The sequence below is a fragment of the Curtobacterium salicis genome (assembly GCF_011759505.1).
Lineage (GTDB): Bacteria > Actinomycetota > Actinomycetes > Actinomycetales > Microbacteriaceae > Curtobacterium > Curtobacterium salicis.
In genome coordinates this window covers 324777-348512 of sequence record NZ_JAAOYO010000001.1, presented here as the reverse complement: position 1 = coordinate 348512, position 23736 = coordinate 324777, and the positions used below count along the sequence as shown (strand labels likewise).

Here is a 23736-nt window from a genome sequence, read left to right as displayed (position 1 = left end):
CCCCGTGACGTCGCCGTACCGACCCTAGCAGTCGGACCCCCGCGGACCGCCTGCATGACGCCGTCACGAGGACGGATCGGATGCGGCGACCACGGGGGTCCGACAGCCGGTCAGCGCACTGACCGGCGGGGGCTCTGCTCAGGCGCCCTCGAGCTCTTCCGGCACGCTGGCCTCGGTGCCCGGGATGCCGAGGTCGCTGGCGCGCTTGTCGGCCATCGCGAGCAGGCGGCGGATGCGCCCGGCGATGGCGTCCTTCGTCATGGGCGGGTCCGCGTGCTGCCCGAGCTCGTCCAGCGACGCGTCGCGGTGCTCCAGGCGGAGGGAGCCGGCGTACTGCAGGTGGTCGGGGACTTCGTCGCCGAGGATCTCGAGCGCACGCTCGACCCGGGCACATGCGGCGACGGCGGCCTGCGCGGAGCGTCGGAGGTTCGCGTCGTCGAAGTTGACGAGGCGGTTGGCGGTGGCACGGACCTCGCGGCGCTGGCGCATCTCCTCCCAGTCCGCAGTCGTGCGGGCGGCACCCATCGCGGTGAGCATCTGGCCGATGGCCTCGCCGTCCCGGATGACGACGCGGTGCACCCCGCGGACCTCACGGCCCTTCGCGGCGATGCCGAGGCGGGACGCTGCCCCGACGAGTGCCATCGCGGCCTCGTTGCCCGGGCAGGTGACCTCGAGGGCCGCGGCACGACCCGGGTCGGTCAGGGTGCCGGAGGCGAGGAAGGCACCGCGCCAGATGGCGGCGAGGTCCTCGCGGTTGCCGGTGGTGAGGCGGTTCGGGAGGCCGCGCACCGGACGCCGGCGGGCGTCCATCAGGCCGGTCTGGCGGGCGAGCGTCTCGCCGGCCTCGAGCACACGCACGAGGTAGCGGGTGCCGCGACGGGAGGACGCGGTCGATCCGACGGACGCCTCGCTCCGGACGCCGTACAGCTCGGCGAGGTCCTTGCGGACGCGGTGCACGATGATCCGGGTGTCGAGCTCGACCTCGACCGCGATGCGGCCGGAGATGACGTGCAGGCCCCCGGCGAAGCGCAGGACGGTCGCGAGTTCGGCGGCGCGGACCGTGTTCCGGTTGACGACGACCCTGGCCAGCTCGTCCTTCACCTCGGCAGTCAACGGCACGGCATCATTCCTTACGTTCTTCGGGGTGGGGTTCTGCGGTCCCGGGGCGCGCACGTGTGGAGGCGGCCGGTGGGACGGTCACTCCCGGCCGAGATCTCGGTTCTTCACACGCACGGCGACGTTGGGCATCCCGCGGAGGAGGCTCGCCAACTCGGCGACGATGGCGACCGAACGGTGCTTGCCGCCGGTACAGCCGATGGCGATCGTAGCGTGTCTTTTGTTCTCGCGCTGGTACCCCTCGAAGACCGGCTCCAGCACGGAGGTGTAGCGGTCGACGAACGGACGGGCTCCGGACTGCTCCATGACGTAGTCCGAGACGGGCTTGTCGAGGCCCGTGTGCGGCCGGAGTTCCGGCACCCAGTAGGGGTTCGGGATGAAGCGCACGTCGGCCACCATGTCGGCGTCCGCGGGCAGCCCGTACTTGAAACCGAAGCTCATCAGCGTGACCTGGACCCCGACGAACCGGTCCTCGGCGAACCGCTCGGTGACCGAATTCGCGAGCTGGTGGATGTTCAGGTCGGACGTGTCGATGATCAGGTCGGACGCTTCACGCAGCCCGAGCAACCGGGTGCGCTCCCGGGCGATGCCGTCGAGCAGCGTGTCCTCGCCCTGCAGGGGGTGCGGCCGACGCACCTGCTCGAAGCGTCGCACCAGGACCTGGTCGGTCGCCTCGAGGAACAGCACCCGGACGCGGGCACTCGTGCTCTCGCGCAGCGACTGGACAGCGCGCTCCGGGTCCGTGAAGAACCGGCCGCCGCGGACGTCGACGACGGTGGCGATCTTCGGGATCGACTCCCCCGCGCGGTCGGCCAGGTCGGTGAGCGGGCCGAGCATCTGGGTCGGCAGGTTGTCGACGACGTACCAGCCGAGGTCCTCCAGCGCCTTGCCGACCGTCGACCGCCCCGCACCGGACATGCCCGTCACGATGAGGACGTCGTGCTGTTGCTGCGGGGTGGTGTCGGTCATCTGCGAAGGGGCTCCATCGTGGTGTGGCCGGGCGGGTCGCCCGTCGTGGCCGGGCGCGGCGCGCTCGACCGGGTGGGCCCGCGGACCGTCGGGCTGCACCCTCCGGTCCGCGTCCAGGCTACCGTCCGGTCGGGAGGCCCGTACCGGGTCAGACAGGCAGGTGCGGCCCGTCCGGGGTCGTCTCGGGGACGCGCACCGTGCCTCCCGGCTCGGGTGCGCTGCTCGGCTCGGGTGCGCTGCCCGGCTCGGGCGCGCTGCCCGGCTCGGGTACGCTGGCCGGCTCGGGCGCGCTGCCCGGCTCGGGTGCGCTGGCCGACTCGGGTGCGCTGGTCGGCACCGTCGTGAGCTTCCGCACGACCGCGGCAGCGGTCGCGGGACCGACGCCCGGCACCTCGGCGACCTCCTCCGCCGTCGCCTGCCGGAGGCGGGCGACCGACCCGAAGTGCTTGAGCAGCGCCGAGACGCGGTTCGGTCCGAGTCCGGGGATCTCGGACAGCTGCGAGCGGACGTCACGCTTCCGGCGCGTGCGCTGGTGCGTGATCGCGAACCGGTGCGCCTCGTCGCGGAGGCGCTGGATGAGGAAGAGCGCCTCCGAGTTGCGCGGCAGGATCACCGGGAAGTCGTCGTCCGGCAGCCAGAGCTCCTCGAGTCGCTTCGCGATCCCGACCAGGGCGATGTCCCGGACACCGGCCTCGTCGAGCGCGCGTTTCGCCGCGGCGACCTGGGGTTGCCCACCGTCGACGACGAGCAGCTGCGGACGGTACGCGAACCGCTTCGAGGGCTTCGACCCCTCGACCACTCCGTCGCCGGTGACGTCCGGGACGTCCGGCACGGCGGCGTCCTCGTCGAGCCGGGCCAGGCGCCGGGTGAGCACCTGGTACATGCTGTCGGTGTCGTCGGTGGTCTCGGCGATCGTGTAGCGGCGGTACTGGTCCTTCCGCGGCAGACCGTCCTCGAACACCACCATCGACGCGACGACGTTCGTGCCCTGCAGGTGCGAGATGTCGTAGCACTCCATCCGCAGCGGGGCCTCGGTCATGCCCAGGGCCTCCTGGATGTCGGCCAGGGCCGCGGCACGCGTGGTGTAGTCGGCCGAGCGCTTGGTCTTGTAGAGCATCAGCGCCTGCTGGGCGTTCTGTGACGCCGTCCGGGCCAGGCCGGCGCGGTCGCCGCGCTGCGCCGTGCTGAGCTTCGTGCCACGACCACCGCGGCGGTCGCTCAGCCACTGCTGCAACGCGTCGGCGTCGTCCGGCAGCACCGGGACCACGATCTCCCGGGGCGGACCGTCGTTCGCGACACCCGGCGTCGGGTCGGCACTCGCCTGGGTGAGCAGGGCACCGTCGGCGCCCGTCGAGAGACCGTCGTCGGCGTACACGCCCTGCACGATCTGTTCGACGAGGTCACCCGTGCTGATGTCGAGCTCCTTGTCGACGACCCACCCCCGGACACCCCGGATGCGGCCGCCGCGGACCGAGAACAGCTGCACGGCGGCGGCCAGCTCGTCCTCGGCGATGCCGAACAGGTCGAGGTCGACCGAGTCCTTGAGGACCACGGCGGACTTCTCGAGGACCGCTTCGAGCGCTTCGACCTGGTCGCGGAAGCGCGCCGCCTGCTCGTACTGCATGGCGTCCGCCGAGGCGGCCATCCGCTGTCGGAGCTGCGTGATGACCCGACGGTCGTAGCTGCCCATGAACCGGACGAACTCCTCGACGAGCGCCCGGTGCTCCTCGATCGTCACGCGCTGCGAGCACGGCCCGCCGCACTTGCCGATCTGGCCCGGGAAGCAGGGCTTGCCGGTCTGCATCGCCCGCTTGTACGAGGACTCCGAGCAGGTGCGGATCGGGAACACCTTGATCATCAGGTCGATGGTGTCGTGCACCGCCCAGATCTTCGGGTACGGCCCGAAGTACTTGGCGCCCTTGATCTTCCGGTTCCGGGTCACCATCACCCGGGGTGCTTCGTCCGCCATGGTGATCGCCATGTACGGGTACGACTTGTCGTCCCGGAACTTGACGTTGAACGGCGGGTCGAACTCCTTGATCCACGTGTACTCGAGCTGCAGCGCCTCGATCTCGGACCCGACGGTGGTCCACTCGACGCTCTTCGCCGTCAGCACCATGCGTCGGGTGCGCTCGTGCAGGGTCGGCAGCGGCGCGAAGTAGTTGCTCAGTCGGGCGCGGAGGTTCTTCGCCTTGCCGACGTAGAGCACCCGACCGCTGCCGTCGCGCCATCGGTAGACGCCCGGGTCGGTCGGGATCTCCCCCGCCTTGGGCCGCCAGGAGACGGTGTCGGCCACCTAGCGAGCACCCGCCTTCTGTGCACCTGCTCGACGTGCGCCGACCGATCGCTGCTTGCCCACGCGGGCGTCCTGCGCCTCGAGGATCTCGCGGAGGAAGACGCCGGTGTGGCTCTCGGGGACGTCGGCGACGTGTTCCGGGGTGCCGGTCGCGAGGACCGTGCCGCCGCCGGAACCACCCTCGGGACCCATGTCGATGACCCAGTCCGCGGACTTGATGACGTCGAGGTTGTGCTCGATGGTGATGACGGTGTTGCCCTTGTCGACGAGCGACTGCAGCACGAGCAGGAGCTTCCGGACGTCCTCGAAGTGCAGACCCGTCGTCGGCTCGTCGAGCACGTACACGGTGCGACCGTTCGAACGGCGCTGCAGCTCGGTCGCGAGCTTGACGCGCTGCGCCTCGCCCCCGGACAGGGTCGTCGCGCTCTGCCCGAGCCGGACGTAGCCGAGCCCGACGTCGACGAGCGTCGCCATGTACCGGTGGATCGCGGAGATCGGCTCGAAGAACTCGGCCGCTTCGCTGATCGGCATGTCCAGGACCTCGGAGATGCTCTTGCCCTTGTAGTGGACCTGCAGCGTCTCTCGGTTGTACCGCGCCCCGCCGCAGACCTCGCACGCGACGTAGACGTCGGGCAGGAAGTTCATCTCGATCTTGATCGTGCCGTCACCGGAGCAGTTCTCGCAGCGACCGCCCTTGACGTTGAAGCTGAACCGTCCGGGCTGGTAGCCGCGGGTCTTGGCCTCCTGCGTCTCGGCGAAGAGCTGGCGGATGCGGTCGAAGACGCCGGTGTAGGTCGCGGGATTCGAGCGCGGGGTGCGACCGATCGGCGCCTGGTCGACGTGCACGACCTTGTCCAGCTGGTCGAGGCCCTTCACGCGGGTGTGCTTGCCCGCGATGTGCCGGGCACCGTTGAGCTGGTTGGCGAGCACCTTGTACAGGATGTCGTTCACCAGGGTCGACTTGCCGGATCCGCTCACACCGGTGACCGCCGTGAACACCCCGAGCGGGAAGTCGACGTCCACGTCCTTGAGGTTGTTCGCCCGGGCTCCCTGCACGGTGATCACGCGCTTGCGGTTCACCGTCCGGCGCTCGGACGGCATCTCGATCGAGCGACGGCCGGCGAGGTAGTCGCCCGTGATCGACTCGCGGTTCTCGATCATGTCGGCGTAGGAGCCGGAGTGCACGACCTTGCCACCGTTGACGCCGGCACCCGGGCCGATGTCGACCACCCAGTCGGCGGTGCGGATGGTGTCCTCGTCGTGCTCGACGACGATCAAGGTGTTGCCGAGGTCCTTCAGCTTGACCAGGGTGTCGATCAGGCGGCGGTTGTCACGCTGGTGCAGGCCGATGCTCGGCTCGTCGAGGACGTAGAGCACGCCGGTCAGGCCGGAGCCGATCTGCGTGGCGAGACGGATGCGCTGCGCTTCGCCACCGGAGAGCCCACCGGCACCGCGCGCGAGCGTCAGGTAGTTGAGGCCGACCTCGAGCAGGAACTCGAGGCGCGCCCGGATCTCGCGGAGGACCGCGGCCGCGATGTGTGCTTCACGCTTGGTCAGCGCGATGTCCGCCATGAACGCGTAGGCCTCGTCGAGCGCCATGCCCGTCACGTCCGCGATGCTGCGGCCGTCGACGGTCACGCCGAGCACCTCGGGCTTGAGGCGGGTGCCGTCGCAGACGGGGCAGGGGACCTCGCGCAGGTAGCCCTGGAACCGCTGGCGCTGCGCGTCGGTCTCGGCTTCGGCGAACTTCCGCTCGATGTAGGGCATGACGCCCTCGAACCCGCTGGTGTACCGCATCTCGCGGCCGAAGCGGTTCCGCCACGACACCGAGACCTCGAAGTCCTTGCCCGTCAGGATCGCCGCCTGCACGGACGACGGCAGCTGGCTCCACGGCGTGTCCATGCGGAAGCCGAGCTCCTTGCCGAGTCCCGCGAGCAGCTTCTCGAAGTACGAGTAGAGGCCGCTCGTGCCGGTCCAGGGCAGCAGCACGCCGTCCTTCAGCGAGGCTTCGGGGTCACCGAGCACCAGGTCCGGGTCGACCGACATCCGGGTGCCGAGGCCGGAGCACTCGGGGCAGGCGCCGAACGGGGCATTGAACGAGAACGTCCGCGGCTCGATCTCGGTGAGGGCCAGCGGGTGGTTGTTCGGGCAGGAGAGGTTCTCGGAGTAGGTCCGCACCGCGCCGGGGCCCTCGTGGTCGACGAGGTCGATCGCCACGGTGCCGTTCGTCAGACGCAGAGCGGTCTCGAGCGAGTCCGTGAGGCGTCCGAGGATGTCGTCGCTCGCGACCAGACGGTCGACGATGACGGAGATGTCGTGCTTGACCTGCTTCTTCAGGGTCGGCGGGCTGCTCAGCTGGATCCGCTCGCCGTCGACGATCGCACGCGAGTAGCCGGAGGCGGCGAGCTCCTGGAAGAGGTCGACGAACTCGCCCTTCTTCTTCGACACGATCGGCGCGAGCACCTGGAAGCGGGTTCCGGTCTCCTGCGTCATGAGCTGGTCGGCGATCTGCTGCACGCTCTGCTTGCTGATCACCTCACCGCAGACGGGGCAGTGCGGGATGCCGATGCGCGCCCAGAGCAGACGCATGTAGTCGTAGACCTCGGTGATCGTGCCCACCGTCGACCGCGGGTTCCGGTTCGTCGACTTCTGGTCGATCGACACGGCGGGTGACAGGCCCTCGATGAAGTCGACGTCCGGTCGGTCGACCTGCCCGAGGAACTGCCGGGCGTACGCCGAGAGGGACTCGACGTAGCGTCGCTGTCCCTCGGCGAAGATCGTGTCGAACGCCAGCGACGACTTGCCCGAGCCGGACAGGCCGGTGAACACGACGAGGGAGTCACGCGGGATCTCGAGGTCGACGTCCCGGAGGTTGTGCACGCGCGCGCCACGGACGCTGAGCGTCGACGTGTCGTGCGGTGCCGTCCCGCCGGGCAGGTGCAGGTCCGACGGCTCGTCGAAGTCGTCCGGGCCGGACATGGCGGTTCCGCGGTCAGAGGTGATGGTCATCGCAGACGATTCTACGAAGCCGGTCCGACAATCGCCCGCCGAGTCGGCTCAGTCGAGTGCGTCCAGAGCGAACGTGACGCCGGAAGCGGCCTCGCTGGCCGCCCACAGCCGAGCGGCCTCGTGACGGTCGTACGCCCGCGGTTCCGCCGGGACGACGGTCGGCCGGCCGCGGAGCTGGAACCAGCCGTCCGGTCCCCAGTACTCGCCGGACCGCACGTCGCCGCCGACCGCCGCGTGCACGAGCGGCACCGCGCCGGCGTCCTTCCCCTGCGCGACCCAGCGCTGACCGGCGCCGATCCACGACGGTTCGGCCCGGGACGGCCCGGGACGCGACGGCACCGCTGCCGGGTCGCCGGTGCCGGTGTCCTGCGTCAGGGACTCGAGGGCGAGCCCCGGGTGCGCCACGACGCTCGACACCGTGGACCCGGCGTCCGCCAGACGCTGCGCCAGCTCGAACCCGAACAGCATCACCGCGAGCTTGCTCCGTGCGTACTGCCGGTAGCCGTTGTAGCGCCCGGCACCGAGCGGGTCGTGTCCGTCGAGCGTCGCCCAGCGGTGCGAGATCGAACCGAGGTGGACGACGCGACCGCCGGTGGCCTGCAGCAGCGGGAGCACGAGGCCCGTCCAGGCGAAGTGCCCCAGGTGGTTCGTGCCGATCTGCAGCTCGTACCCCTGCGCGGTGGACCGACGCTCTCGTGACCCGACGACACCGGCGTTGTTGAGGACGGCGTGCACGGGGCCGAGGGCCGCCAGCGCGTCCGCCGCTGCACGGACCGAGTCGAGGTCGGCCAGGTCGAGGTGGACGTGCTCGAGCGCGGCGCCCGGCACCGCGGAGCGGAGGCTGCGCTCGGCGGCCGCCGCCTTCTCCGGGTTGCGGGTCGCCAGGACCACCCGGTGCCCGGCCGGGGCGAGCTGCTCGGCGGCCTGGTACCCGAGCCCGGCACTGGCCCCGGTGACGACGACCGTCTGCGAGGCGGTCCGCGCACCGGGGTCAGACGACATGGCCCGCGGACTCCATCTGGCGCAGGGCCTTCTTCAGGTCCTGGACCTCGTCGCGGAGTCGTGCCGCGAGCTCGAACTTCAGCTCGGTCGCCGCCTGCAGCATCTGGTCGTTGAGGTCGGCGATCGTCGCTTCGAGCTGGGTCGCGCCCTCGCCGGCGATGCCCTCTCGACGGAGCGAGGGCGTCGGTGCACGGCGACCGTCACGGACGCCGCCCCCGCGGCGCTCGAGGAGTTCGCGCGTGTCGTCGCTCTCACGGTTCAACACCTCGGTGATGTCGGCGATCTTCTTGCGGAGCGGCTGCGGGTCGATGCCGTGCTCGAGGTTGTACGCGACCTGCTTCTCGCGGCGACGGTCGGTCTCCTCGATGGCCTGCTTCATCGAGTCGGTCATCTTGTCGGCGTACATCAACACCTGGCCCGACACGTTGCGGGCGGCACGACCGATCGTCTGGATGAGCGAGGTCGACGACCGGAGGAAGCCCTCCTTGTCGGCGTCGAGGATCGCCACCAGCGAGACCTCGGGCAGGTCGAGGCCCTCACGCAGGAGGTTGATGCCGATGAGCACGTCGTAGACGCCCTGACGCAGCTCGGTGAGGAGCTCGACGCGCTTCAGGGTGTCGACGTCCGAGTGCAGGTAGCGCACACGCACCCCGGCGTTGCCGAGGAAGTCGGTGAGCTCCTCGGCCATGCGCTTGGTCAGGGTGGTGACGAGGACGCGCTCGTTCTTCTCCGAGCGCTGCTTGATCTCCTCGAGCAGGTCGTCGATCTGGCCGTCGCTCGGCTTGATGATGATCTCGGGGTCGATGAGGCCCGTCGGGCGGATGATCTGCTCGACGACGCTGTCCGTGATGCCGAGCTCGTACTTGCCGGGGGTCGCCGACAGGAAGACCTTCTGCCCGACGCGGTCGAGGAACTCCTCCCACTTCAGCGGTCGGTTGTCCATCGCGCTCGGCAGTCGGAAGCCGTGCTCGACCAGGGTGCGCTTGCGGGACGCGTCGCCCTCGTACATCGCACCGATCTGCGGCACGGTGACGTGGGACTCGTCGATGACGACGAGGAAGTCGTCCGGGAAGTAGTCGATGAGGCAGTGCGGGGCCTCGCCGGGACCACGGCCTTCCATGTGCCGGGAGTAGTTCTCGATGCCCGAGCAGAACCCGATCTGCTCCATCATCTCGATGTCGAACGTCGTGCGCATCCGGAGCCGCTGGGCCTCGAGCAGCTTGCCCTGGCCCTCGAGCTCGGCGAGCCGCTCGGCCAGCTCGTCCTTGATGGAGCTGATCGCCCGGTGCATGACGTCGGTGTCGGCGACGTAGTGGGACGCCGGGAAGATCGACACGGCCGGCAGGTCGTCGATCACGTTGCCCGTCAACGGGTGCAGGGACGAGAGCGCTTCGATCTCGTCGCCGAACATCTCGATGCGGATCGCGTGCTCTTCGTACATCGGGATGATCTCGAGCGTGTCGCCACGGACCCGGAACGTGCCGCGCGCGAAGTCGACGTCGTTGCGCTGGTACTGCATGCTGACGAACTTCCGCACGAGCTGGTCGCGGGAGATGTTCTGTCCGATGTGCAGCGCGACCGAGGCGTTCATGTACTGCTCGGGCGTGCCGAGGCCGTAGATGCAGGACACCGTGGAGACCACGACGGTGTCACGCCGGCTGAGCAGCGAGTTCGTCGTCGAGTGCCGGAGCCGCTCGACCTCGGCGTTGACGGACGAGTCCTTCTCGATGAAGGTGTCCGTCTGCGGGACGTAGGCCTCTGGCTGGTAGTAGTCGTAGTACGAGACGAAGTACTCGATCGCGTTGTTCGGCATCAGCCCGCGGAACTCGTTCGCGAGCTGGGCCGCCAAGGTCTTGTTGTGGGCGAGGACCAGCGTCGGCCGCTGCACCTGCTCGATGAGCCAGGCGGTCGTCGCCGACTTGCCGGTACCGGTCGCACCGAGCAGCACGACGTCGGTCTCACCCGCGTTGATGCGCCCGGCGAGTTCGGCGATCGCCGCGGGCTGGTCACCGCTCGGCGAGTACTCGCTGATGACCTCGAAGGGTCGGATGGCACGCGTGGGCTCGATGGCAACTCCCATGGGACCAACAGTAGGCGGGGCCGCCGACATCGGAGTGCGCTGCTCGCCGTCGGCGTACTGTCACCCGATAGCGCACGCAGAGGTCACTGATCGGAACCGGTCGTAGCCTCCGAGCCGTTCAGCAACCCGACCGAAGAGGCCCCATGACCACGGCCCCCACCGCAGCACCGGTGCAGGGCACCCCGATCCGCGGACGCATCCGCGGGCGGGTGCTCCTGCTCCTCTGCTGCATGTACGCCATCTCGTACATCGACCGTACGAACATCTCGACCGCCCTCCCCCACATCACCGACGAGTTCGGCCTGACCGACACCGCCGCGGGCTTCATCGTGTCGGCGTTCTCGTTGCCGTACGCCCTGCTGCAGGTGTTCGGCGGCACGATCAGCGAACGGTTCGGCCCCCGCCGCGCGCTGTTCGTCATCACCGTGGTCTGGGGTGTCGCGACACTCTGGACGGGATTGTCCATCGGGTTCTGGACGCTGTTCGCGGCGCGGCTGCTGCTCGGCCTCAGCGAGGCGGCGGCGTTCCCGTCCGCGACCCAGGCGATGAGCCGGTGGATCCCCCGCGACCGCAACGGCTTCGCGCAGGGCGTCGTACACTCCGCCGCCCGACTCGGCAACGCCCTGGCGCCCCTGCTCGTCGCGTACTGCATCGCGATCAGCGGCTGGCGTCTGGCGTTCTTCGCCACCGCCGTCCTGTCCGTGGTCTGGGGCGTCGTCTGGTTCACCCTGTTCCGCGACCGTCCGGAGGACGCACGTGGCATCACGAAGGCCGAGCTCACCGAGCTGCCTCCGGTGGAGCCCCGGGCCACCCGTCCCCCGGTGCCGTGGCGCGCCCTGGCGAAGCAGATCCTGCCGGTGTCGTTCGTGGACTTCGGCTACGGGTGGACGCTCTGGGTGTTCCTCACCTGGATCCCGACGTTCCTCAGCGACCAGTACGACCTCGAGATCTCCGCCTTCGCCTGGTTCACCACCGCGGTCCTCCTGGCCGGCGTCGTCGGGGACACGGTCGGCGGGATGCTCAGTGACCGCATCATCCACCGCGGCGGTGACCCCCGGCACGCACGTCGAGTCGTCCTGGTGGTCGGGCTCGGCGGCTCCCTGGTCTGCCTGCTGCCGCTGGTCGTGGTCGGGCAGAGCCTGACGGTCGCGACGGTGTCCCTCGCGCTGTCGTTCTTCTTCCTCGAGCTGTGCAACGCGAACCTGTGGGCGATCCCGATGGACGTCGCGCCGCAGTGGTCCGGCACCGCGTCCGGCTTCATGAACACCGGCTTCGGCGTGGCCGGCGTCGTCTCCCCCATCGTCTTCGGGTTCCTCATCGACACGTCCGGCTGGCGGCTGCCGTTCGGGATCTCGTGCGCGCTCCTCGCCGGCGCGGCCGTCGTCGCCTGGATGATGAAGCCGCAGCGGCTCACCGTCGTGGACGGCGTCCTCGAGGTCGGCGTGCCCACCGCCGAGCGCGACACAACGCGCTAGCGGCCGGCGGCGACACAGCCCGCTAGCGTCCGGCGGCGGACCCGCCGTGCTCGGGACGGCCGGCCCGTGAGCGGCACGCTCAGTGGCGTCCACCGGAACGCCTCGGTCACCGCGACCGACAGCACCAGCACGAGCACGTACGTGACGAGCGTCAGCCACGGCTTCGGGACGACAGCCTCCAGCCAGCTGTCCCCGTACAGCAGGACCCAGATCATGAACGGGTGGCTGAGGAAGATGCCGAACGACCGGTCCGAGCCGTAGTCGACGACGCGGGCCAGTGCCGAGCCCGCGCGACGCCGGTCCGCCCACGCTGCCCCGATCGCCAGGAAGCCGACGAAGACGGCCGTGCTCCACAGCACCTGGACCGGCTGCAGCGGCGTCCCCGCGGCGTACAGCGACTGCCCGAGACCGACCTGCAGCCACCAGACACCCAGGGTCAGTCCCCCGGTGCCGGCGAACGCCCAGAGGACGGCACGGCGGTGGACCCGGATGAAGCGGAGGAACGCGTCCGCGTGGTCGGCGGCCACCGCGCCGGAGACGATGAAGAACACGTACGAGAAGAAGAACTGCTTCTGGTAGCCGTGCAACCAGTCGATCGAGTGCGGCCAGTACTTGTACGCGGCGAACACGGCGAGTTGCAGCAGGAAGGTGACGACCAACACCGCGACGTGGTGGCGGCGGGTGACCCGGACGAGCCAGACGATCACCGGCAGCAGCAGGTAGACCTGCATCGTCACGAGCAGGAAGTACAGGTGGTACCAGGACGTCCCGGTGACGATCCCCTGGGCGTACGTCGTGACCAGTGCCGGGACGTCGCCCCGCGTCGACGGGCTGATGAGCCACGACGCGACGACGTACACGGACGACCAGGCCAGGTACGGCACGCCCACGAGCAGGAACCGGCGGGGCCAGAACTGCGCGAGCGGGCGCGGGCGGAGCGACCAGCTGTAGACCAGCACGAAGGCGGTGAGGGAGAAGAACACCAGGCGTGTGAAGTGCAGCAGTCCGAGCAGGGCGTTGAGCGGGACGTCGTCGGTGGCGATCGTGTGGCTCGTGGTGTGCACGCCGATGACGCACGCGAAGGTGAGGATGCGGAGGACGTCGACCTCGTACAGGTGCCGCGGCTTCCCGGACGCCGTCCGGGTCGGGGTCTGCACGCCCGGCGTCGTGGTCGCGGTGCTCACCGCGACTCGGTCATCGCTCGGACGCGCGCGCGCTGCACCTTGCCCGTCGGCGCCCGCGGCAGGTCGGGCACGACGGAGATCTCGGCCGGTCGGCGGAACCGGGTCAGTGCGGCCCCGGCCAGGGCGGTGAGGTCGGCGACGAGCCCGTCGGTGTCGACGTCGGGCTGCGGGATGACGTACGCCACCGGGACGGCGCCGAGGACCGCGTCCGGACGACCGACGACGACGGCCTCGAGCACACGGGGGTCACGGAGCAGGACGTCCTCGACCTCGGACGGGTAGACCTTCTCGCCGCCGCGGTTGATGACGTCGTCGGACCGACCGGCCAGCGTCACCCAGCCGTCGTCCGCGACGGACCCGAGGTCACCGGTCTGCAACCAGCCGTCCGCGTCGAACCGGTCGGCCGCCCGACCGCCCAGGTACGAGCGGACGATGCCGGGACCGCGCACCCACAGGGCGCCGATCTCGCCGGCGGGCAGGAGCCGTCCGTCCTCGGCGCGGACCTGGACCTCGGAGCCGACGGGCAACCCGACGCTGCCCGGCCGTGCCGGCGCGTCGAGCGGAGTCGCGGTGATCTGGCTGGCGCCCTCGGTCATCCCCCAGCTGACCACGAGCGGCAGGTCGCCGAGCGCGGCGCGGACGGGGTCGGGCAACGGTGCGGAGGCGCTGCGCACGAATCGCAGGGTCGTCGGCGGCCGCAGCGGCCCGGTCGCGGCGAGGACCGCCAGGACCGCGGGGACGGCGTTCAGCCACGTCACCCGCCGGTCCTCGAGGAGCTCCCAGAACCCGGTCCGCCGGAACCGACGGTCGAGCACCAGGGTCGCGCCGGCGACGAGGGTGGCGATCAGGCCCACCACCTCGGCGTTGACGTGGAAGAGCGGCAGCGAGTTGAAGCCGCGATCGCGCTCGGTCAGGCCGTTGTGCCGGGCGATCGCGTTTGCGACGAACCGGAGCTGCGACTCCGGCAGCTCGACGCCCTTCGGCGTCCCCGTCGACCCGGACGTGAAGAGGACGACGGAGCCCTCGCCCGGACCGTCGGTGGGTGCGTCCGGCACGTCACCGTCGCGGACCCCGACCGGGAGGCCCGTGGCCGGGTCCACGCCGGCCGCGGGCGCTCCGGGGATGGTCGAGTCCTCGTCGCGGTCCGACACGACCATCGCCGCACCGCCCAGGAGGGCTCCGAGCCGGGCGGGTTCGTCGACCGGCTGCCCGGTGTCCACCGGGACCGACCGGCGGCCGGAGGCGATGGCTGCGAGGTGCACCGCGGCGAACGCGATCGGGTCGCCGACGTCCACCAGGACGCCGCCGGAGGCCGGCACGCCGATGGCGTCGAACGTCCGTGACCAGGCGGTGACGGCCGCGTCGAGACCGCCGTACGTCAGCGTCCGGTCGGAGCGGGCGTCCTCGAGGTAGACGTGGTCCGGGGTCTGCTCGGCGCGCTGCCGGATGAGCGCCGAGAGGGTCGTCTCGTCGCCGCGGACCGCCGCGAGGTCGGTGGTGGGGCGTTCGCCGTCGTGCTGCACCACCTCATCGTATTTCCGCTGCCTATGACCGTCCGGAGGGAACGGCAGGAGTCGGGAACCGGTGCAGCATCCACTGCCAGATCCGGAGCATCCGCGGGTCGCCGTGCTCGTCGAGCGGCGTCGTGTCCTTGATGATCCGCGAGTGCGCCCAGTGCGGGTCACCGACGGGCAGGTCGGTGAGGACCGCGTGCGGATCGGCACCGGGCGGCGGCGGTGCGGTGTCCGTCCGCCACGGACCGTCCTTGCCGGCCGGGCCCTCGCTCGATCGGTCCCCGTCGAGTCCCAGGGCCGACCATGAACCCGTGATCCGGGGGCCGAAGGTGTCCCGGACGTCGTCGAGCGCGTACATCCGGCTCGCGGGGGTCTGCCCGGGTCGGTCCATCCACGCGGCGTGCACCGGCCCGACGGACTCCACGGGTGACGAGAACATCAGCGCACCGAGCACGGGCCGGATGTGCGCGATGTAAGCCGCCTCCCCGCCGCCCTGCGAGTGTCCGGCGACGACGATGTCCCGCCACCGGATGTCCTCGTCGGGCCGCACGAACCGACCCCAGCCGCCGGCGGGGTCCACGTCGTCCAGGTGGGCCACCGCGTCCCGGAAGCGCGACACGATCGAGCCCGCGGGGCTGACGTCGCTCAGCGCGGATCCGCGGGTACCGTCGAACCGGTTCCGCTGCACCTGGCCGTAGCAGCGGGCGTCGGACTCGCACGTGCCGGACAGGGTCTTGCCGAGGTTCCAGTAGTCGAGGCCCAGCACGTGGTAGCCGTCGTCGAGCGCCGTGGTGAGGAAGCGCTGGTAGTCGGCGGGCTTCGCCCGGGTGGCGGGCAGGAACAGCAGCAGCGGTCCGTTCGGCGCGGTCCGGGCTGCGAAGTCATCGCGGTTCGGAGCCAGGCGTTCCCCGTCGATGGCGCCGAGCCGGAACCGGTGGAAGTCGCCGTGCGGTGCTTCACCGGGCTCGAGCGTCCGGTGGGGTTGCCCAGGTCGGCCGCCCTCGGCGACCCGCTGGCCGCCGAGCACGTTCGCGCCGACCAGTGCGGCGAGGCCCATGGCGACGAGGACGAGGACCGCGACGACGAGCAGCCGGTGGTGCGTCCTCATCCGACGAGTCGCGCCCAGACCTCGTCGGCCGAGCGGAGCGTCTGCTCGAGCGTGCCGGTCGCGTCGACCACGTGGTCGGCCAGGGCGAGCCGGTCGGCGTCGGAGGCCTGCGCGGCCACACGGCGTTCGGCGTCGTCGCGGGGCATCCCGCGGTGCTCGACGAGCCGTTCGATCCGGACCGCGGCAGGGGCATCGACGACCACGACGGCGTCGAACCGCAGCGGCCGGGTCCCCTGCGCCTCGGCGAGGAGCGGCACGTCGTAGACGACGACAGCGTCCGGGTCGGCTGCTTCGGCAGCGTCGAAGCGCTGCTGCGCGAGCCGCCAGACCTCGGGGTGGGTGATGGCCTCGAGGGCCTTGCGCGCCTCCGGGTCGGCGAACACGACGGCACCGAGCGCCGGACGGTCGAGGCTGCCGTCGGGGGCGATCACCGTGTTCCCGAAGCGTTCCCGCACCGCCTGCAGCCCCGGGCTGCCGGGCGCCACGGCGTCCCGTGCGAGCTGGTCGGCGTCGACGACGACCGCGCCGTGTGCGGCGAACCGCTGGGAGACCGTCGACTTGCCCGCGGCGATGCCGCCCGTGAGTCCGATGATGCGCACTCGGACAGCGTCGCACGGACTGCTCCACGAATGCTCCCAGCCGTCGATCCCGAGGAGCCCGACGCACGCCGGAGTGCACGACGCCGGAGCGCACGACACTGGAGCGCACGACGCCGAAGAGCCCGGCCCCGACCATCCCCTGGGGGACGATCAGGACCGGGCTCCGGTCGATGGGTCGGGTGGTCAGCTCACCCGGTCACATCCGTTCAGCTGTTGCTGAGCTTCTCGCGCAGCGCGGCGAGGGACGCGTCGTCGGCGAGGGTGCCGGCTCCGGTCGCCTCGCTCGTGAACGTCGAAGCGGCGGCCGGGAGGTCGAAGCCATCCTGCGCCTCCTCGGTGAGGGACTTGGCGACCTGGGCCTTGTGGGCCTCCCAACGCGCCTGGGCGGCCGCGTACTGGCCCTCCCACTCGGTGCGCTGGGTGTCGTAGCCCTCGAGCCACTCGTTGGTCTCCGGGTCGAAGCCCTCGGGGTACTTGTAGTCACCCTTGTCGTCGTACTCGGTCGGCATGCCGTAGAGCGCCGGGTCGAACTCGGTGCTCTCCGGGTCGACGCCCTCGTTGGCCTGCTTGAGGCTGAGCGAGATGCGGCGACGGTCGAGGTCGATGTCGATGATCTTGACGAAGACCTCGTCGCCCACGGACACGACCTGCTCGGCGAGCTCGACGTGCTTGTTCGAGAGCTCGGAGATGTGCACCAGGCCCTCGATGCCATCCGCGACGCGGACGAAGGCGCCGAACGGCACGAGCTTCGTGACCTTGCCCGGCGCGATCTGACCGATCGCGTGGGTGCGGGCGAAGACCTGCCACGGGTCTTCCTGGGTGGCCTTGAGCGAGAGCGACACGCGCTCGCGGTCCAGGTCCACCTCGAGGATCTCGACGGTGACTTCCTGACCGACCTCGACGACCTCGCTGGCGTGCTCGATGTGCTTCCAGCTGAGCTCGGAGACGTGGACGAGACCGTCGACGCCGCCGAGGTCGACGAACGCACCGAAGTTGACGATCGACGAGACGACGCCCTTGCGGACCTGGCCCTTGTGGAGGTTGTTGAGGAACGTGGTGCGCGACTCGGACTGCGTCTGCTCGAGCAGGGCGCGGCGCGAGAGGACCACGTTGTTGCGGTTCTTGTCGAGTTCGAGGATCTTCGCCTCGAGCTCCTGACCGAGGTACGGCGTCAGGTCGCGGACACGGCGCAGCTCGATGAGCGATGCCGGGAGGAAGCCGCGGAGGCCGATGTCGACGATCAGACCGCCCTTGACGACCTCGATGACCGTACCGGTCACGACGCCGTCGGACTCCTTGATCTTCTCGACGTCGCCCCATGCACGCTCGTACTGTGCACGCTTCTTCGACAGGATCAGGCGGCCTTCCTTGTCCTCCTTCTGGAGGACCAGGGCCTCGACCTCGTCACCGACGTTGACGACCTCGTTGGGGTCGACGTCGTGCTTGATCGAGAGCTCGCGCGAGGGGATGACGCCCTCGGTCTTGTAACCGACGTCGAGGAGGACCTCGTCGCGGTCGATCTTCACGACGGTGCCGGAGATGAGGTCTCCGTCGTTGAAGAACTTCAGGGTCTTCTCGACCTCGGCCAGGAAGTCATCAGCCGAGCCGATGTCGTTGATGGCGACCTGCTTGGGAGCCTTGGTCGTGGTGGTTGTCATGTAGAGATTGCTCCGAACGGACATGAGTCGGGCCGTGGCGGCGAGGGAGCGACCCCCGGTCCGCGAGCCGGTCGTGCGACCGGTGCGAGCCACCATGGCGATGAGTGTTGTTGGCGCGGATTGCGCCGCACAAGTCTATCCAGCGTGAGGGGCGCCCACAACCGGGCGTGTCGCCTCAGCCGACGAGCGCACTCCGCAGGGTGTCGAGACCGACACCGCCCAGTGCGAGGGCCCGGTGGTGGAACGCCTTGAGGTCGAACGCCGCCCCCTCGCGCGCCGCGACGTCGTCACGGATCGACTCCCAGACGCGCTGGCCGACCTTGTACGACGGAGCCTGCCCCGGCCACCCGAAGTACCGCGCCACCTCGAACTGCACGAACGCGGGGTCCATGTTGACGTTCTGCCCCATGAAGTCGAGGGCGTACTCCCACGTCCAGCCGCCGCCGTCCGGGTTGGTCTTCTGCAGGTGCACACCGATGTCGAGCACCACGCGGGCCGCCCGCATCCGCTGCCCGTCGAGCATGCCGAGCCGATCGCCGTCGTCGTCGAGGAAGCCGAGCTGCTCCATGAGGCGCTCCGCGTAGAGCGCCCAGCCCTCGACGTGACCGGACGGACCCGCGAGCTGTCGGCGCCAGGTGTTGAGTTCGCCGCGGTTGTAGACCGCCTGGCTGATCTGCAGGTGGTGACCCGGCACACCCTCGTGGTACACCGTGGTCTTCTCACGCCACGTGCCGAACTCCGTCACGCCCTGGGGCACCGACCACCACATCCGGCCGGCCCGCGAGAAGTCGTCGGACGGACCCGTGTAGTAGATCCCGCCCTCCTGCGTCGGGGCGATCCGGCACTCCAGGCGCTTGATCGGGTCCGCGATGTCGAAGTAGCGGCCGTCCATCGCGCGGATCGACTCGTCGCTGGTCTCCTGCATCCAGGCACGGAGCGCGTCGGTGCCGTGCAGCACCCGCGCCGGGTCGGCGTCCAGGACCTCGATCGCCCGGGCGACACTCGCACCGGACTCGATGCGGTCGGCGATGCGCTCCTGCTCGTCGCGCATCCGGGCGAGCTCCTCGATGCCCCACTCGTACGTCTCGTCGAGGTCCACGACGGCCCCGAGGAACCGGCGGGAATGCAGTGCGTAGTCGTCGCGGCCGACGGCGTCCACCGGGGTCGAGAGCGGCAGCACGTCGTGCTGCAGGAACGCGCCGAAGGACCGGTAGGCGGCCGCGGCGACCTCTGCCCCGCGGGCCAACTCGGCACGCAGCTGGTCGGGCACCGGAGCTCCGCCCTCGAGCGCGGCGCCGTCGGCGAGCTGACGGAAGAACCCGTCGGGCGCACCGTTCCGGGCGGCCTGCTCGGCGATCAGCTCGACCTGGCGCTTCGCCGCGGTGACGCCCTCTCGCGTGCCCTCGAGCAGGGTCTCGCGGTAGCCCTCCAACGCGTCCGGCAGCGCCTGCAGGCGGCCGGCGACGTCCTGCCAGTCCTCGGCCGTCGCGGTCGGCATCAGGTCGAAGACGTCGCGGAGCGACTGCGCCGGGCTCTGGATGACGTTGAGGTCGCGGAGGTGCAGCTTCCGCTCGTACGACTCGACGGTCAGGTCGAGCTCGGCACCGAGGTCGGTCTTCGTCACCCGGTCGACGTCGTCCCTGGCGTCGGCGGCGTCGAGCGCACGGCGTGCCGCACGGGCGGCGTCGGCGAGGGCCGCGGCGCCCGCCGGTGAGGTGTCGCCGTACCCGTCGGTGTGACCCGGGACGCCGATGTACGTGGCGACGGTCGGGTCGAGGTCCACGAGCGTGGTGACCCACTGCTCGGCGACCTGGTCGACGGCGGACGGCTGACGGACGGGACGGTCATCGCTCATGTCCCCGACCCTACCCACCAGCACGCCACTCCCCACCGGCACGGCCCTCCCAACCGGCACGACCCTCTCCACCGGCACGGAGCGAGCGGCGGGACGGACGGGAGGCGCGCCTCCCGTCCGTCCCGCCGCTCACGCGGGTGCGACCGCGCTCAGTGCGCCGCCGCCTCCCAGTTCGCGCCGACGCCGACCGACACGTCGAGCGGGACGGTCAGCTCGGCGGCGCCGCCCATGCGGGTGCGGAGGATGTCCTCGACCCGGTCCTGCTCCCCTGGTGCGATCTCGAGGATCAGTTCGTCGTGCACCTGCAGCAGCAGCCGCGAGCCGAGGCCGCCGTCGCGGAGGTCCGCGTCGACGCCGAGCATCGCGATCTTCATGATGTCGGCGGCCGAGCCCTGGATCGGCGCGTTCAGCGCGGCACGCTCGGCGTTCTCGCGGAGCACCCGGTTCGGGCTCTTCAGGTCGGGGAACGGACGACGACGACCGAAGATGGTCTCGGTGTAGCCGTCTTCGCGGGCCTGCTCCACGACGTTCCGGAGGTAGTCGCGCACCGCACCGAAGCGGGCGAAGTACTCGGTCATCAGGGTGCGGGCTTCGCTCTGCTCGATGCGGAGCTGCTTCGACAGACCGAACGCGCTCAGCCCGTACGCCAGGCCGTAGGACATCGCCTTGACCTTGGTGCGCATCTCCGGGCTGACGTCGGACGGCTCCACACCGAAGACCCGGGCGCCGACGAAGCGGTGCAGGTCCTCGCCCTCGTTGAACGCCTGGATGAGGCCCGCATCGCCCGACAGGTGCGCCATGATCCGCATCTCGATCTGCGAGTAGTCGGCGGTGAGGAGCGTCGTGTACGGCTCGGCGACCGCGAAGGCCGACCGGATCCGTCGACCCACGGCGGTCTTCACCGGGATGTTCTGCAGGTTCGGGTCGGTCGAGGACACGCGGCCGGTGCTCGTGCCGGTCTGCTCGTACCGGGTGTGGATGCGACCGTCGACCACGGCGGCGTCGAGGGTGTCGACGATCTGTCGCAGCTTCGTCGCGTCACGGTGCTGGAGCAGCAGCCCGAGGAAGGGGTGCGGGTGCTGCTCCTGCAGGTCGGTCAGGCTCGCGGCGTCGGTCGAGAAACCCGTCTTGGTCTTGCGGGTCTTCGGCATCGCGAGCTCGGTGAAGAGCACCTCCTGCAGCTGCTTCGGCGACCCGAGGTTGACCTCGTGCCCGATCTCGCCGAAGGCCTGCTGGGCGAGGTCCGCCGCCCGCTCTCCGAGCTCGTGCGACAGCCCCGTGAGGACCGGGCGGTCGATGCCGACGCCGGTGGTCTCCATCCGGGCCAGCACCGACGTCAGCGGCAGCTCGATGTCGTCGAGGACCGTGAGCGAGGTCGGGTCGACGCGGGCCCGGAGCGCGGTGACGACCCGGAGGACGTACCAGGCGTGCACCCCGACGTTCACCGGGTCGGTCTCCGGCACGAGCTGGTTCGGGTCCGCCGTCGGCAGTTCCTCGCCGAGCTCCTGGTAGACGAGGTCGGCCAGCGGCTGCCCCTGCTTGCCGGGGTTCGCGAGCCATCCGGTGATGCGCGCGTCGCCGGCGACACCGGCGACGGTGATCCCGACGGTGCCGAGCGCCTTGATCGCGGCCTTGGCGTCGTGGAAGTGCTTCGGGGCGTCCGAGGCGAACCAGGCGGACAGCTGCTCGTAGTCCTGCGCACCGCTGCCGCCCGGCACCAGCACGGCGTCGTCGTGCGTCGCGATGCCGATCGCGCTGAGCCGCCCGTCGATCATCTCGACGGCGACCCCGAAACCGTTCTCGGCGTCGGCGGCGGCCTTGCGCTCGAGCCAGTAGCCGAGCTCTTCGTCGATCAGGGTCTTCACCGGCGGCGGTGTCGGGCCGGCGTCCTCGACACTGCCGTCCGTCGTCGACGGGTCGGTCGGGTCCCCGCTGCCGACGACCTTGAACACGCGGTCGAGCAGCGTCCGGAACTGCAGGGTGGCGAACAGCTCGCGCACCGCGGCTTCGTCGAGCGGGCGGAGGGCGACGTCCGCCGGCCCCACCGGCAGTTCGACGTCGGTGACCAGCCGGTTCAGACGGCGGTTCCGGATCGCCCGGTCCTTCTGCTCGCGGAGGTTGTTGCCGACGACGCCCTTGATGTCGTCGGCGTGTTCGAGCACCCCGTCGAGCGAGCCGTACTGGGTGACCCACTTCACCGCGGTCTTCTCGCCGACCTTGTCGACGCCGATCAGGTTGTCGCTGGTCTCCCCCACCAGGGCCGCGATGTCCGGGTACTGGTGCGGCTCGATGCCGTACCGCTCGTACACCTTGTCGCGGTCGTACCGCGTGAGTTCGGACACCCCGCGGACCGACGGGTAGAGCAGCGTCACGTCGTCGTTGACGAGCTGGATCGCGTCACGGTCACCGGACACCACGAACACCTGGAAGCCCTGGTCGGCGCCCTGCTTCGACAGGGTCGCGAGGATGTCGTCCGCCTCGAAGTCCTCCTTCGTGACGGTCGTGATGCCCATCGCCTCGAGCGCCTGCTGCAGCAGCGGGATCTGGCCCTTGAACTCGGCCGGGGTCTCGGATCGGGTGCCCTTGTACTCGGCGTACTCCCGCGTGCGGAACGAGAACCGCGAGATGTCGAAGGCGACGGCCAGGTGCGTCGGCTTCTCGCGCTGCAGGAGCATGAGCAGCATCGAGATGAACCCGTGGATGGCGTTCGTGTGCTGCCCCTCGCGGTTCACGAAGCTGTCGACCGGCAGCGCGTAGAAGGCCCGGAAGGCGAGCGAGTGGCCGTCGATGACCATGAGGGTAGGCTTTGCGGAGTCCGACACCCGGACAGCCTACCGACGGCCCCCGACAGGGTGCGGCCTCGGTCCGGGCGGAACGAGAACGCGGAAGGCCGACGCGACGTGACCGACGAACAGACCGTCCAGGGTCCCCCGGCAGCAGTTGCCGAGTACCTGGAACGGGGCATGGGCCAGCTGGCCGACAAGATGGGCATGGTCGTCACGGAGCTCGGAGCAGACCGGGCCGTCGCCTCCATCCCGGTCGAGGGAAACCGGCAGCCCGCCGGTCTGCTGCACGGCGGCGCGTACGTCGTCCTGGCCGAGAGCCTCGGGTCGATGGCGGCGAACATCCACGCCGGCCCCGGACGCTACGCGGTCGGCATCGAACTCAGTGCGTCGCACACGCGCAGCGCGACGAGCGGTCGCGTCACCGGGACGTGCACGGCCATCCACCTCGGCGGGACGCTCACCACGCACGAGATCGTCCTCACCGACGACGAGGGGCGACGCTGCTCGACGGTGCGCATCACGAACATCATCCGCGACGCCCGCTGAGGCGTCGACACCGACGCTGCGACGGCCGGTCCGCCCCGTCAGGCGTCAGGCGTCGGGCGGTCGCTGCAGCAGCAGTGGATTGTCTCCGAAGCCGAGCCGGCGGTAGAGCGTCTCGCCGTCGACGCTCGAGTGGACCGAGGTCCGCTCGACCCCGGCGTCGTCCGCGAGCTCCAGCAGTGCCGTGACGATCCGCCCCGCGACGCCCCGGCCGCGCAGCTCCGGGTGCACGTAGACCGTCTGCACGTCACCGGTCACGCGGCGACCGGGTCGGTCCGGCGTCGGTGGCCGTTCGGTGAGCGCCAGCCAGCCCATCCCGAGCACGACGCCGTCACGTTCGGCGACCACGCACCGGTGGGATCCCGGGTGTGCTGCCGCGAAGGACACCATCGCGTCGCGGTACCCGGCAGCGTCCACCTCGGGCGGTGCTCCACCCTCGTCGACGCTCCACCGCCAGCGGAGGTCGGCGACCGTCGGCAGGTCGGCCGGTCGGGAGGCCCGGATCACCACGTCGTCCATGCCCTCACCCTGCCACGCGACGT

16 protein-coding genes are annotated in these 23736 nt (G+C 70.5%); 2 read left to right on the top strand and 14 right to left on the bottom strand.

Annotated features, from left to right (window positions below; genetic code table 11):
• Nucleotides 1-138: 138 nt before the first annotated feature.
• The 6 genes from whiA to uvrB all read right to left on the bottom strand — a co-directional run bounded on the left by whiA (nucleotide 139) and on the right by uvrB (nucleotide 10472).
• On the bottom strand, nucleotides 139-1119 hold the full coding sequence (whiA, locus tag E9228_RS01610; RefSeq protein WP_166778861.1) for a DNA-binding protein WhiA: 981 nt from the start codon (nucleotides 1117-1119) through the stop codon (nucleotides 139-141).
• Between the two features lie 78 nt (nucleotides 1120-1197).
• A complete protein-coding gene (rapZ, locus tag E9228_RS01605; RefSeq protein ID WP_166778860.1) occupies nucleotides 1198-2085 on the bottom strand; it encodes an RNase adapter RapZ in 888 nt (295 codons plus the stop codon).
• Nucleotides 2086-2233: 148 nt separating this feature from the next.
• Entirely contained in the window at nucleotides 2234-4381 is a 2148-nt protein-coding gene (gene uvrC, locus E9228_RS01600) for an excinuclease ABC subunit UvrC (RefSeq protein ID WP_166778859.1), read from the bottom strand.
• The gene (gene uvrA / locus E9228_RS01595) at nucleotides 4382-7390 is read right to left on the bottom strand and encodes an excinuclease ABC subunit UvrA (protein ID WP_252727493.1); all 3009 of its coding nucleotides are present in this window, start codon (nucleotides 7388-7390) and stop codon (nucleotides 4382-4384) included.
• 48 nt (nucleotides 7391-7438) lie between these two features.
• Nucleotides 7439-8392: an SDR family NAD(P)-dependent oxidoreductase gene (locus tag E9228_RS01590; protein WP_166778858.1), complete on the bottom strand. Its 954-nt coding sequence runs from the start codon at nucleotides 8390-8392 to the stop codon at nucleotides 7439-7441.
• The gene (gene uvrB, locus E9228_RS01585; RefSeq protein WP_208385439.1) at nucleotides 8382-10472 is read right to left on the bottom strand and encodes an excinuclease ABC subunit UvrB; all 2091 of its coding nucleotides are present in this window, start codon (nucleotides 10470-10472) and stop codon (nucleotides 8382-8384) included. The genes E9228_RS01590 and uvrB overlap by 11 nt, the downstream gene beginning before the upstream one ends.
• A 143-nt stretch (nucleotides 10473-10615) precedes the next feature.
• Here uvrB and E9228_RS01580 point away from each other — a divergent pair, with 143 nt between their 5' ends.
• On the top strand, nucleotides 10616-11947 hold the full coding sequence (locus E9228_RS01580) for an MFS transporter (RefSeq protein ID WP_166778857.1): 1332 nt from the start codon (nucleotides 10616-10618) through the stop codon (nucleotides 11945-11947).
• Here E9228_RS01580 and E9228_RS01575 read toward each other — a convergent pair.
• The 7 genes from E9228_RS01575 to polA form a co-directional block, all read right to left on the bottom strand.
• Nucleotides 11944-13131, bottom strand: coding sequence for an acyltransferase family protein (locus E9228_RS01575; protein ID WP_166778856.1), 1188 nt, complete (start codon nucleotides 13129-13131; stop codon nucleotides 11944-11946). The two genes, E9228_RS01580 and E9228_RS01575, sit on opposite strands and share 4 nt — an antisense overlap.
• The gene (locus E9228_RS01570; RefSeq protein ID WP_166778855.1) at nucleotides 13128-14654 is read right to left on the bottom strand and encodes an AMP-binding protein; all 1527 of its coding nucleotides are present in this window, start codon (nucleotides 14652-14654) and stop codon (nucleotides 13128-13130) included. Before E9228_RS01570 ends, E9228_RS01575 begins: the two co-directional genes overlap by 4 nt.
• Nucleotides 14655-14676: 22 nt before the next feature.
• On the bottom strand, nucleotides 14677-15753 hold the full coding sequence (locus tag E9228_RS01565; protein WP_166778854.1) for a BPSS1187 family protein: 1077 nt from the start codon (nucleotides 15751-15753) through the stop codon (nucleotides 14677-14679).
• Entirely contained in the window at nucleotides 15750-16352 is a 603-nt protein-coding gene (gene coaE, locus E9228_RS01560) for a dephospho-CoA kinase (RefSeq protein WP_166778853.1), read from the bottom strand. The genes E9228_RS01565 and coaE overlap by 4 nt, the downstream gene beginning before the upstream one ends.
• A 206-nt stretch (nucleotides 16353-16558) precedes the next feature.
• Complete coding sequence (gene rpsA, locus E9228_RS01555; protein ID WP_166778852.1) at nucleotides 16559-18010, bottom strand: 30S ribosomal protein S1; 1452 nt, start codon at nucleotides 18008-18010, stop codon at nucleotides 16559-16561.
• Between the two features lie 175 nt (nucleotides 18011-18185).
• Nucleotides 18186-19865, bottom strand: a complete 1680-nt coding sequence (locus E9228_RS01550) for a DUF885 domain-containing protein (RefSeq protein ID WP_166778851.1) — start codon at nucleotides 19863-19865, stop codon at nucleotides 18186-18188.
• A gap of 149 nt (nucleotides 19866-20014) precedes the next feature.
• Nucleotides 20015-22687 carry a DNA polymerase I gene (polA, locus tag E9228_RS01545; protein WP_166778850.1) on the bottom strand — a complete coding sequence of 891 codons (2673 nt, stop codon included), beginning with the start codon at nucleotides 22685-22687 and terminating at the stop codon, nucleotides 20015-20017.
• A 141-nt stretch (nucleotides 22688-22828) separates the two neighbouring features.
• Here polA and E9228_RS01540 point away from each other — a divergent pair, with 141 nt between their 5' ends.
• A complete protein-coding gene (locus E9228_RS01540) occupies nucleotides 22829-23197 on the top strand; it encodes a PaaI family thioesterase (protein WP_166779355.1) in 369 nt (122 codons plus the stop codon).
• 45 nt (nucleotides 23198-23242) lie between these two features.
• Here the strand turns inward: E9228_RS01540 and E9228_RS01535 are convergent, their stop codons facing one another.
• Nucleotides 23243-23713, bottom strand: a complete 471-nt coding sequence (locus E9228_RS01535; RefSeq protein ID WP_166778849.1) for a GNAT family N-acetyltransferase — start codon at nucleotides 23711-23713, stop codon at nucleotides 23243-23245.
• Between the last annotated feature and the right edge of the window lie 23 nt (nucleotides 23714-23736).